This window comes from Photobacterium marinum (assembly GCF_000331515.1).
GTDB lineage: Bacteria > Pseudomonadota > Gammaproteobacteria > Enterobacterales > Vibrionaceae > Photobacterium > Photobacterium marinum.
In genome coordinates, this window is sequence record NZ_AMZO01000015.1 from 62795 (window position 1) to 75152 (window position 12358).

The window sequence follows — 12358 nt, forward strand, 5'->3', positions numbered from 1 at the left end:
GGCTAACCGGGCCGCTTTCTGATATTTAGTTAACGCTTATAGACGCTCTGCGATCATTGCTTCTAGTTTGCCCTGATCGACAGCGAAGTTACGGATACCGTCAGCCAGTTTTTCAACTGCCATAGCATCTTGGTTGTGATCCCATAGGAATTCAGCGTGAGTCATTGCTGCTGGACGTTCTTTGATTTCTACGTCTGCAGAAAGCTTCTGAACTACTTCGCCTTCAGCGTCGCTTAGTTCTTGTAGTAGCTGCGGGCTGATAGTCAGGCGGTCACAACCTGCTAGTTCAAGGATTTCACCTGTGTTACGGAAGCTTGCGCCCATAACAACAGTGTTGTAGCCGTGTTCTTTGTAGTAGTTGTAGATACCTGTTACAGAAATAACACCTGGATCTTCCTGTGCTTCAAAGTCACGACCTTCTTTCGCTTTGTACCAGTCCATGATGCGGCCAACGAAAGGAGAAATCAGGAATACGCCTGCTTCTGCACATGCACGAGCCTGAGCAAAAGAGAATAGTAGAGTCAGGTTACAGTTGATGCCTTCTTTTTCGAGCACTTCAGCCGCGCGGATGCCTTCCCATGTTGAAGCCAGCTTGATCAGGATGCGATCGTTGGTGATGCCAGCATCGTTGTACATTTTGATTAGCTGGCGAGCTTTCGCGATGCTGCCTTCTGTGTCGTAAGAAAGACGAGCATCAACTTCTGTAGAGATGCGGCCAGGTACAACTTTCAGGATTTCTTTACCGATGTTAACAGCAAGCATGTCGCAAGTGTCTTGAACCTGCTGTGCTTTGTCGTTGCTTTGTGCTTTTGCGTACTCGATAGCCTGATCGATTAGAGGAGCGTATTCAGCGATTTGAGCTGCTTTAAGGATCAGAGACGGGTTAGTCGTCGCATCTTCAGGCTGATACTTACTGATTGCTTCAATGTCGCCGGTGTCAGCAACAACAGTTGTTAGCGCGCGAAGTTGTTCCAGTTTAGTGCTCATATCTTTCGACCTTCAATGTGTTAGGGCTTATCTGATTGCTAGCTAAAAGTGTAGCCAGAAAAGGTATTTTTACCTGTAAATAACCCAAATGTTTTGTCCCCCGTACGCGGGTGGTGAACATATGGATCATTCGAGAACAATTGATGTGCTGATAATTAGCTTTTTACTGCAACTTGTCAATTATCAAACATATCAAATCGTGCATAGATCGCATTTTTTTGTCTTATTTGGGCTCTTGAATAATAAAAAGCCAAAATATGTTGAAAGATGTGGTTGGTAATTAATGAGAACGGCGTGAGCAAATGATCGGTGGTGTGTTCTTTTGTTCGGTGTGTGGGTGGGAATAATATACATTTCAAGACATAGGTTGTATGTATGTCACTACAAGCGGTGCTGATTATGAATTGATTCTTGGTTGGGAATTAATGTAGAGCTTTTTGCGTTGTATGATCGTGGAATGCCGGAGAAGCAACAAAAGTACAAAAATGTTACATCTCGTAGATTGAATTCACTCGAAGAAATACCTGAGCGTAAGAATTTGGTGGCTGAGATAATTTTCATGTTTTCTTTATAAGAAGTAAGGATGAACATGAATAAGCAAATTCCGATACTGACGCCGCTACGTGGTTTTGCGGCTCTCTGTGTCGTGTTTTTCCATGCCCGCCTGATATTTTTTGTGCAGTGGAAAGATCCCGTCAGTGAATATACCCACTTTATTGAGAACAGTTACCTGTGGGTTGATCTGTTTTTCGTGCTCAGTGGTTTCGTCATGATGCATATTTATCAGCAAACTTTCTTGCAGGGAATTAGCGTGGCGAAATGGCGTCATTTTATGTGGCTGCGTTTTTCGCGGATTTATCCGCTGTTTCTGTCGACTTTGCTGGTATTAGTGTTGTGGGAAAGCGTTAAGTATTTTGCAGCTGTCGGGTTTTATGGCGGACCATTATTTGAGGCTTGGGGGGTGAACGGCATTCCTGCTTTTGCCGGACCGTTTAACAGCGGTGACACACTGATGGCTAATTTCTTGATGTTACATGCCGTTGTTAATTTGGATTTGTCGTGGAATATCTCTTCATGGTCGCTGAGTGTGGAGTGGTTGTGTTACATGGTCTTTCCTCTTCTTATTCCTATGCTATCAGTCCGCTCTCGAAACAGTGTGTGGATGCCGGTAGTGATCATCTGTATTTGGACTGGAATAAATAAGAACCACGGCTCGCTGGATGTGACTGGGGATTTGTACGCCTTTATACGTGGCTTATGTGGATTTGCCATGGGAGCCTGGCTACGTAATGTCGTCCTTTCTCTGGTTGTGAAGAAGTGGTTTGATAACGATGCTGCTTTATTAAGTGTATTCCTGATGTCTCTTTGGTTGATGCATTTGCCTAAAGAAGGTAGCCACAACGTCTATGTGGTACTGGTGTTTTCTCTGATGGTATTTATTGCAGCGCAGCAGTCAGAACGTCAGACTCCGGTATTTAAAATGATGGATAACCGGGTGACGCGTTTTCTGGGGGATATTTCCTATTCAGTTTACTTGTGGCATGCAGTGCTCTTGCTAGTTGGTGTTGAAGTATTAAATCTGATTGCACCAGAAGCGCTAGCTTCGTGGTTTACTCAAACCAGTTGGTCGGCAGGGATGTGGGGAATGGCAGCATTTATGGCTGTGACTATCCTAATTTCTTCGCTTAGTTACTATGGCTTAGAGCGACCAGCCATGAAATATCTGCGTAAGAAGTTTCAGACTCAGCGCTATGAAGTTTCGAAAGCGTCTTAATCGATAGATATGTAACTATTGATATTGCATGGAGGCAATATGTTAGACGAGTTTCAATCCACGCTCCCGCGGAGGGAGCGACATAGCCAGTGCCCTGATTAACCGCTACCGTGCGGTTTCAATCCACGCTCCCGCGGAGGGAGCGACTAATCACCCAGATTATTACTGCGGTTTTGATCCGGTTTCAATCCACGCTCCCGCGGAGGGAGCGACTTTACTGTCGACGCAACCCCAAGCAAGACAACCGGGTTTCAATCCACGCTCCCGCGGAGGGAGCGACTAGAGAGATTCTATTTGAGGTTGGTGTTATAAGTGTTTCAATCCACGCTCCCGCGGAGGGAGCGACACGTGCGCAGTCAGCTCTTATTCGGTAATCACGAGTTTCAATCCACGCTCCCGCGGAGGGAGCGACAAATGTAGTCATGCATTCCGCCAGAACCGAAAGTGTTTCAATCCACGCTCCCGCGGAGGGAGCGACAGGCAAAGCACCGAAAGAGTTTAAGCGTAAAGTTGTTTCAATCCACGCTCCCGCGGAGGGAGCGACTTCAGGCCTGAGGCTGTTACTGTATATGTTGATGTGTTTCAATCCACGCTCCCGCGGAGGGAGCGACCTGAATAGGTTTGATCATCGCCAGTAACAATCCATGTTTCAATCCACGCTCCCGCGGAGGGAGCGACTTCTGCACCCGGCGTTGAGGATGGCAGTTACCTAGTTTCAATCCACGCTCCCGCGGAGGGAGCGACGTAGGGCAACCGTAGCCTTGGCTGTAGTTTCAAGTTTCAATCCACGCTCCCGCGGAGGGAGCGACCACTCATTTCTCACTCCACTCAATTAACATCTCAAGTTTCAATCCACGCTCCCGCGGAGGGAGCGACGACAATTCAGCGGGTAAAGGTTAGCTGTAGTGTGTTTCAATCCACGCTCCCGCGGAGGGAGCGACGTAAACCTATGAGCAACGAATTAATCGTAATTGAAGTTTCAATCCACGCTCCCGCGGAGGGAGCGACCATGGCTTCGTGATAACAATTACATCACATCTCAGTTTCAATCCACGCTCCCGCGGAGGGAGCGACAAGGCTTTGTCGCCACTAAAGCCCATTGTAAGCAGTGTTTCAATCCACGCTCCCGCGGAGGGAGCGACATGCTCGTGACGTTCCTTTCGGTCGTCATCAGCTGTTTCAATCCACGCTCCCGCGGAGGGAGCGACTAAATCTGATGGTGAGCTGCCTACTTCATTTTCGGTTTCAATCCACGCTCCCGCGGAGGGAGCGACATCGACTGGGTGAATGTTTCCATCGACAATTTGAGTTTCAATCCACGCTCCCGCGGAGGGAGCGACCTCAGAATGGTGTGACCCGGTACTCAAAAGTTCATGTTTCAATCCACGCTCCCGCGGAGGGAGCGACAATTAGATCTCTGGCTGAGTCATGATCAACTTTGTTTCAATCCACGCTCCCGCGGAGGGAGCGACAGCCTTCCGGAGAAGGCTTAAATAATCTACGCCAAATAAGCACAAAACGCTAACACGGCCTCCTGCTCATTAATATGGGGCAGTTTAATATCTCAATTTATTAAAGAGCTTAACTTTCAATAGACTATCTGCGCGCTAACCTACTGGGGTTTTGATGAGAACAAGAGGTTAGCGTCACGCTTTGTATTCAGGTTATTTATCAATAAAGCGGATAATTATGTGGGTTGCATTGCATATGTGGTAGCGCAATATAAAACAAGTTGAGTTTGTGATCTTTATTCATTTTATCAAGCTGCCAAATGCTAAGACTGTAGTTTTATTGATCGAAGAAAATAGCAGTCATGTCATTTATAGCCCATTGCCGTGAAGATGATGCGTGTCAGCAAACTGTATTTGAACACTTATCGCAAACAAGTGATTTATCAGCTCGTTTTGCACAAAAAATTGGATTACCCAATTCGGGAAAATTGCTTGGGTTACTTCATGACTTTGGCAAGTACAGCGGTGCGTTTCAGGCCTATATACAATCAGCGCAAGGTTTGATTGACCCTGATGCGTTGAACTTTGTCGACGCCAAAAGTCATAAAGGCAAAATCGATCACGCCACCGCCGGGGCGCAATATCTCTATCAGCGTTTACGTCAGTATGGTCGACAGGGGCAAGGTGAACTCTGCGGGCAGGTGTTGGCGTTGAGCATTGCCTCTCATCATAGTGGGCTTATTGATATGTTGGCGGCGGATTTTAATAAAGGCAATGTATTTGACAGAAGGATGCAGAAGTCGAACGACAAAACACATTTTGCTGAGTGTTGTCAAAATGCTGAACCTGAGTTACTTGAACAATTAGAGCTGCTGCTTGGTAGTGATGGAAAAGCGCCGGTTGTCCTGAAAGAAATGGGGGAGTGCCTCTGCCAGATGCTCGGCTCACCCAATCAGGCTGATAGTATTACCAAGAGTTTTGTGCTGGGTTTTCTATCTCGCTTTATGTTTAGCTGTGTGGTTGATGCCGATCGGATAAATAGCGCGGAATTTTGCGAGCCGCGGCGGCTGGAAGAGCGATTGTCCAAGCCTGAAAAGCCGGATTGGGTGGTAGCGATTGAGCGTCTTGAAAATCACCTTTCTGCATTATCACCACGTAACCCCATCGATCATATTCGCCAACAAATTTCTCACCGATGCCAGCAGCAGGCGTTGCTGCCTAAAGGCGTTTACAGCCTCACTGTGCCGACTGGCGGCGGTAAAACCTATGCCAGTCTGCGTTATGCGGTGCATCATGCCTGCAAGCACAAGATGGATAGGATTTTCTACATCATCCCCTTTACTTCAATCATTGAACAAAACGCGGCAGTTATTCGCGATGTGCTCGAACAAGAGGGCGACCTTCATACTTGGGTGCTTGAACACCATTCCAGCCTGGAGCCGGAGGCGCAAACATGGAAAAGCAAAATCAGTGCAGATAATTGGGATGCACCGGTTGTTGTTACCACCATGGTACAGTTTTTAGAGGCCTTATTTGCCGGAGGAACACGCAGTGTAAGGCGGCTTCACCAATTGGCGAACAGTGTGCTGGTTTTTGATGAAATCCAAACGTTGCCTATTAACTGTACTCATCTGTTTTGTAATGCATTGGACTTTCTGATCAGGCATACAGGATCAACCGCGGTGCTATGTACGGCAACCCAGCCATTGCTCGATAAGCTTGATAATCCCCATAAGGGGCAGCTGTCGGTTTCAGGTGAACTGGTTGAGGATGTTTCCCGGTTGTTCAATGACTTGAAACGGGTTCATGTCGAAAATGCCTGTAAGCCTCCCGGTTGGGAGTTAGATGAAATTGCCGAGCTTGCGCTAGGTGAATTTGAACAAAAGGGCAGTTGCTTAACCATCGTCAATACCAAGCAGTGGGCACAGGATTTATATCAGGCGTGTGCGGGGCGGGTAGATAGCGAGGCACTGTTTCATTTAAGTACTAATCAATGCCCGGCACACCGGAAAAGGCTACTTATCCTTATTCGCCAGCGGCTGGCGGCGGGTGAACCGGTGATGTGTTTTAGCACTCAGTTAATTGAAGCTGGCGTCGATGTCGATTTTGCCACGGTTATTCGTTTTCTTGCCGGGCTTGATTCTATTGCCCAGGCCGCAGGCCGTTGTAACCGCAATGGACGGCAACCTTGCGCAACCGTGTATGTGATTAACCCGCGCGAAGAAAATACCCGGATGCTCATTGATATAGATAAAGGGAAAGACGTTGCGTTGCGGGTAATGAGTGAAGGTTTTGATGATTTGCTCTGCCCGCAGGCGATGGAACGTTATTTTGAATATTATTTTTATCAGCGCTCGGATGATATGGATTATCGGTGCAAAGATAGTCAGCAGAATGCTACGTCACTTCTAACGCTTTTATCGAACAATTTTGAACACCCTCTCGCTTCAAATGACCAGCGTGTGGCTCGGGGCTGCCTGCCGCGATTAGAGCAGTCATTTATGGAAGCCGGGAGAATTTTCCAGGCGATTAATGCGCCTACACAGGCGGTGATTGTGCCTTATCAGCAGACTGAAACAGAGCTGACGGATGGCTTAATGTCGGCAGATGAGATCATTAATACGCTATGTAGCAAAGACGAAAAATTCGACGCCCAGGTCTATTATCACGCCCTGCGACAGGCTCAAAAATACAGTGTCAATGTTTTTCCTAATGTCTGGGACAAACTTATTCAGGCGCAAGCTGTGGCCGAAACACAACCAGGATCCGGGGTGTATTACCTTCTCGAACAATATTACGACGCAGATTTCGGCTTAAGTACTGAACCTGTGTCGTCATCCAGCTTTATTTGCTGCTAAGGAGGCAGATAAGTGAAAACAACGCCTAAGAACAGCATTAGTTTTCGGGTATGGGGACGTTATGCCCTGTTTACCGATCCCGTTACCAAAATTGGTGGCGAAAAATGCAGTTATCACGTACCCACTTATGAAGCATTAAAAGGAATTTTAAAATCGGTTTACTGGAAGCCGACCTTTACCTGGGTTATCGACCGTGTGCGGATCATTAAACCCATTCGCACTCAGACTAAAGGAACCAAGCCTTTGGTGTGGGGAGGTGGTAACAGCCTGGCAATTTATACCTTCCTGCATGATGTGGAATATCAGGTAGAGGCCCATTTTGAATGGAACGAGCATCGGCCGAAGTTGGCGAAAGACCGCATTGACGGTAAGCACTTTGCCATTGCCCGGCGGATGTTGGAAAAAGGCGGACGGCAGGATATTTTTCTGGGAACCCGTGACTGTCAGGGTTATGTTGAACCTTGTGAATTCGGCGCCGGAGAGAGTGCTTATGACAACCTCGATGAGCTGGGTTTTGGCCTGATGTTCCACGGTTTTGGTTATCCTGATGAAACCGGAGGTAAGAACCTTGAAAGTCGTTTTTGGTATCCGGTTATGCGTGAGGGAATTATTGAGTTTGCCTCGCCGTCTCAGTTTGATGGCCAGGATCCTATGTTGGTAAAACGCACGGTTCGCCCGATGACGGCCAAAGAGTTCAACTTGGATGACAACCTGAAAGCAGTTGAACAGGAAGAGGGCGAGCTATGAGTTGGTTAACCAGGCTGTATCAGACTTATGAAGCGGCTCAGGCGCTTGATTTACCTCAATCTGAGCAAATCATGCCGATTTGCCATACCCCGCAGAATGCTCATATTCATATCACGATCAATGAGCAGGGGGAGTTCTTGCGCGCCAGTGTATTGGAAAAGACCCAGATCATTCTGCCAGCGACGGAAGAGTCGGCTGGGCGGGCTGGAAGTAAGCCGCCGCCTCATCCGCTTTGTGACAAATTGCAGTATGTCGCCGCCGACTATAAAGCCTATGGTGGGGCGAAGCCGTCATTTTATGACAAGTATTGTCAGTTACTCGATAGCTGGGTTTCATCATCGTTTACTCACCTAAAAGCGCGGGCGGTTTATCGTTATATCCGTAAAGGCCGGGTGATGGCCGATCTTATCGCAGCCGGGATCTGCTTTGCTGATGATGACGAACAGTTGCTGACATCATGGCAGGATAGCGAACAACCGCAGCCCCTGTTATTCAAAATGCTGCCGAAAGAGAAAGGGCATATTGAACAGGGCAGTGCCCTGGTGTGCTGGAGTGTCGAATGTGTCGGTGATAAATGTCCCGAAACGTGGAAAGACAGAAGCTTACAACAGGCGTGGATTGATTTTGATATCCATAATGGCGGTAGCGCGGAACTGTGCCTCGTTACCGGAAAAGAAGCGGCGGCTGCTGTGAATCATCCGGCAAAAATTCGGCATACCGGCGATAAAGCCAAGCTTATCTCCTCAAATGATAAATCAGGTTATACCTTCCGCGGGCGCTTTTTTGATTCCCACCAGGCGGCCAATGTCAGCTTTGAGGTGACTCAGAAGGCCCATAATACCTTACGGTGGTTAATAGAGCGTCAGGGATATCGCAATGGTGAGCAAGTCATTGTTGCATGGGCTGTGAAAGGATCCCTGATCCTCCAGCCGATGGAAGATCCGGAGCTTGAAGAGCAGGATTATGACACCTTTGAAGCTGGCTGGGGCTGGGGGGATGATGACTTAGCAGCGCAGGTTATTTCTAGTTCACCAGATACTCCAGAAGTACCGGATAGGGTTGAGCACACCCGGGATCTGGGTCAGCGGTTCGGGCATCTTTTCAGGCATAAACTCAAAGGCAGCCACTCTGCGGTTTCTCTGACTGTTACCGATACGATTGTTGTTATGGGGCTGGATTCAGCCACGCCTGGGCGGATGGGGATCACCTATTACCGCGATTTCTTGTCTTATGAATACCTCTCCAACCTTGAAGCCTGGCACCGCGACTGTGCCTGGTGGCAGCGGGCCAGTAAAGAAAAGCAAGAAGCTGGCAAGCCGAAATGGTATCGCTGCGCGCCCAGTACCTGGGCCATTTTACAGGCTGTGTATGGCGATATTATCAAGAGCAATGAAAGCCTGAAGAAAAACCTTTCTGAACGCCTGCTGCCCTGTATTACAGAACGCCGCTCGATCCCTGTCGATATGATGCGCCGTGCCACTCAGCGAGCGGCGCAGCGCCACAGTTTCAAAATAGATGAGCAGTGGCAATGGGAACAAAACCTTGGCGTAGCCTGCGCACTTTATCGTGGTTATGCCATTCGCCAATTAGGGAGAAAATACGCTATGGCGCTAGAAACAGACAACCATTCACGCGATTACCTGTATGGCCGCTTACTTGCGATTGCTGAAAATGTTGAGCAATTTGCGCTGGATAAAGCAGGAGAAAAGCGCCTGACCAATGCCGCACGCCTGATGCAACGCTTTGCTGACCGCCCGTTTTCAACCTGGAAAACCATTGAACTGTCGTTGCAACCTTATTGGCATCGCCTGCAGGGAACCTATGGTGGTTTCGTCTATAACCGTAAAAAAGCCCTGGATGAAGTATTGGGCGCATTTGACAGCGAAAGTTTCAGCAGTGACAAAGCCCTTTCAGCCGAATTTCTGCTTGGCTTCCACAGCCAGCGCCTTGAGTTGATGGTGAAAAAAGCCGAAACCGAATTAACCGAACAAGAATAAGGACATCATTATGCCTCTCAGTAATAAAATTGATTTTGCCATTATTTTTCGGGTCAACCATGCCAACCCGAATGGCGACCCACTTAATGGTAACCGCCCACGTCAGGACTATGATGGCTATGGGGAAGTGACAGATGTTTGTCTGAAAAGGAAAATGCGAGATCGTCTGCAAGAGCAAGGGTATCCGATTTTTGTTCAGTCTGATGAGAAGAAAACCGATGGTATGCCGAGCCTGCGTGTAAGGGCGGAATCGGAAGAGTTCGGTGTGGGTAAGGATGTTTTTAATACCAAAAAAACGCCGATCACCGAGGCGGCCAAAATCGTATGTAATAAGTGGTTGGATGTAAGGGCTTTTGGTCAGGTATTTGCGTATTCGAAAACATCCGGCAGTGAAGGTATTTCATTACCTATTCGCGGCCCGGTCACTATCCAGTCGGCATTTAGTCTTGAACCTATCAGTATTTCCAGCACTCAGATCACCAAGAGCGTCAGCGGTGAAGGCGACGGCAATAAAAAAAGTTCTGACACCATGGGGATGAAACACCGTGTGGATAGTGCTACTTATGTAACTTTCGGCGCCATGACGCCTCAATTGGCGGAGAAAACTGGATTCAGTAATGAAGATGCCGAAGTGATTAAAGCGGTGCTGCCACGGCTTTTTGAAGGCGATGCGTCATCGGCGCGCCCGGAAGGCTCCATGATGGTAGAAAAAGTCATCTGGTGGCAGCACGACAGTAAATCTGGCCAATATTCTTCAGCCAAAGTCCACCAAACCGTACGGGAGCATTTAAATAAAGGGCTGCCATTAGATACATCAGCGCTAAACGACAGTCTGCTTAATACTTTGCCTGGTCTATCTCCTGAAATTATTGACGGATTTTAAGATGGACACTCGCTTGATCCCGCTTTCAGCCTTACAGCATTACGTATTTTGCCCCCGCCAGTGCGCGCTAATACATAATGAACAGGTCTGGGCTGATAATTTTTTAACGGCTCAGGGTATTCAGCTTCATGATCGTGTGGATCACGGCGAGCCGGAAACCCGCAAGGGGATCCGCTATGAGCGCGGGGTAGCGGTTGCTGCCCCAACCTTAGGGCTGACGGGTAAATTGGATTTGCTGGAATATAACAAGAAGCGCCATTGTTATATCCCCGTTGAATATAAACGCGGGCGGCCAAAAATAGATGATTGTGACACCATTCAGTTATGTGCCCAGGCACTTTGCATTGAAGAAATGACGTCTGCTTCTGTCACAACAGGGGCGCTGTGGTACTGGCAGACTCGCAAGCGATGTGAAGTTGCGATTGATGATGCACTCAGACATAAAACGCTGACAACGATTGCTGGCGTCAAACAGCTATTGCTTGCGGGTAAAACACCTAAAACCAAATGGTGTAGTGCTTGTAAAGCCTGTTCTCTTGTCGAATTGTGTTATCCCAAACTGCTTAGCAGAGATAAAACGAACCGATACCTGTCAGCGTTGTTTGCAATGGGGGATGACGAATGAAAAAACTGCAAAATTGCCTCTATATCAACCGTGATGGTGCCTATCTACATAAAGAACGGGAAACATTGCTGATTGAGCAGCGTATAGACGGCAAAAAACAAAAGCTCATGCAACTTCCTATTCATTCTATTGGGCATATTTTTTGTTTCGGTAACGTGATGGTATCGCCTCAGGTGATGGGGTTTTGTGGTGAAAATGCAACAGGACTGGCATTTTTCAATCAATATGGGCGTTTCCAAGCTCGGGTTGTCGGTAAGCAAAGCGGCAACGTGTTACTTCGGCGGCAGCAGTATCGCATCTCCGATGAGCAGGCCGTGGTGTTGGCCAGGAATATTGTGGCAGCCAAAGTGCGATCGTCTCGACAGGTTTTGCAACGCCATACCCGAAATCATCAGTCAACCCCGGAAATGGAGTGCGCAATACAACGTCACCGGCAAATTGTTGAAGCACTTTCCGCTCAGCAGGACTTAGAAAAAATACGCGGGCTGGAGGGTGAAGCGGCCAGTCATTATTTTTCGGTATTTGGCTCTCTCATTACAAATACAGATAAAGCGTTTAGCTTTGAAAACCGTAATCGCAGGCCCCCCAAAGATCCTGTCAATGCGATGCTTTCATTTCTTTATGCGGTATTGGGGAATGAAATCAGCAGTGCGTTGCAAGGTGTCGGGTTAGATCCTCAAGCGGGTTTTTTGCATGCAGAGCGTCCTGGTCGGGATAGTTTAGCGCAGGATCTGCTAGAAGAGTTTCGCGCTTTGATTGTCGACAGGTTGGTATTAACGCTGATCAACCGTAATCAGGTCGGAAGTAAGGATTTTGAGGTTGATGCACTTGGTGGTGTAACGATAAAGGAAGATGCCAGGAAAGCAGTATTGCAGGCTTATCAGTTAAAAAAACAAGAAGAGATCATCCATCCGTTTTTAAATGAAAAGGTTGCCATAGGTTTATTGCCGCATGTCCAGTCTATGTTGTTGGCTCGGTATATACGGGGCGATCTTGATAATTATCCGCCATATTATTCTCGATAAGTGAGCGTCTA

At 47.8% G+C, this 12358-nt stretch carries 8 protein-coding genes and 1 CRISPR repeat array; of the genes, 7 read left to right on the top strand and 1 reads right to left on the bottom strand.

What is annotated here, in order from left to right; translation table 11 throughout:
- Nucleotides 1-36: 36 nt before the first annotated feature.
- Nucleotides 37-987, bottom strand: coding sequence for a transaldolase (gene tal / locus C942_RS10005; protein ID WP_007465273.1), 951 nt, complete (start codon nt 985-987; stop codon nt 37-39).
- A 589-nt stretch (nt 988-1576) separates the two neighbouring features.
- Here tal and C942_RS10010 point away from each other — a divergent pair.
- The 7 genes from C942_RS10010 to cas1c all read left to right on the top strand — a co-directional run bounded on the left by C942_RS10010 (nt 1577) and on the right by cas1c (nt 12347).
- Entirely contained in the window at nt 1577-2761 is a 1185-nt protein-coding gene (locus tag C942_RS10010; protein ID WP_036799559.1) for an acyltransferase family protein, read from the top strand.
- A 50-nt stretch (nt 2762-2811) separates the two neighbouring features.
- A CRISPR array of direct repeats spans nt 2812-4233; the repeat unit is 32 nt; unit sequence GTTTCAATCCACGCTCCCGCGGAGGGAGCGAC.
- 341 nt (nt 4234-4574) lie between these two features.
- Nucleotides 4575-7070, top strand: coding sequence for a CRISPR-associated helicase/endonuclease Cas3 (locus C942_RS10015; RefSeq protein ID WP_007465277.1), 2496 nt, complete (start codon nt 4575-4577; stop codon nt 7068-7070).
- A gap of 12 nt (nt 7071-7082) precedes the next feature.
- Nucleotides 7083-7817, top strand: coding sequence for a type I-C CRISPR-associated protein Cas5c (gene cas5c / locus C942_RS10020; RefSeq protein WP_007465278.1), 735 nt, complete (start codon nt 7083-7085; stop codon nt 7815-7817).
- Nucleotides 7814-9814 (top strand): type I-C CRISPR-associated protein Cas8c/Csd1, encoded by a 2001-nt coding sequence (gene cas8c / locus C942_RS10025; RefSeq protein WP_007465280.1) that lies wholly within the window; start codon nt 7814-7816, stop codon nt 9812-9814. The genes cas5c and cas8c overlap by 4 nt, the downstream gene beginning before the upstream one ends.
- Nucleotides 9815-9824: 10 nt before the next feature.
- Nucleotides 9825-10697 carry a type I-C CRISPR-associated protein Cas7/Csd2 gene (gene cas7c, locus C942_RS10030; RefSeq protein ID WP_007465282.1) on the top strand — a complete coding sequence of 291 codons (873 nt, stop codon included), beginning with the start codon at nt 9825-9827 and terminating at the stop codon, nt 10695-10697.
- A gap of 1 nt (nt 10698) precedes the next feature.
- Nucleotides 10699-11322, top strand: coding sequence for a CRISPR-associated protein Cas4 (gene cas4 / locus C942_RS10035; protein ID WP_007465284.1), 624 nt, complete (start codon nt 10699-10701; stop codon nt 11320-11322).
- The gene (gene cas1c, locus C942_RS10040; RefSeq protein WP_007465285.1) at nt 11319-12347 is read left to right on the top strand and encodes a type I-C CRISPR-associated endonuclease Cas1c; all 1029 of its coding nucleotides are present in this window, start codon (nt 11319-11321) and stop codon (nt 12345-12347) included. Before cas4 ends, cas1c begins: the two co-directional genes overlap by 4 nt.
- The last annotated feature ends 11 nt before the right edge of the window (nt 12348-12358 follow it).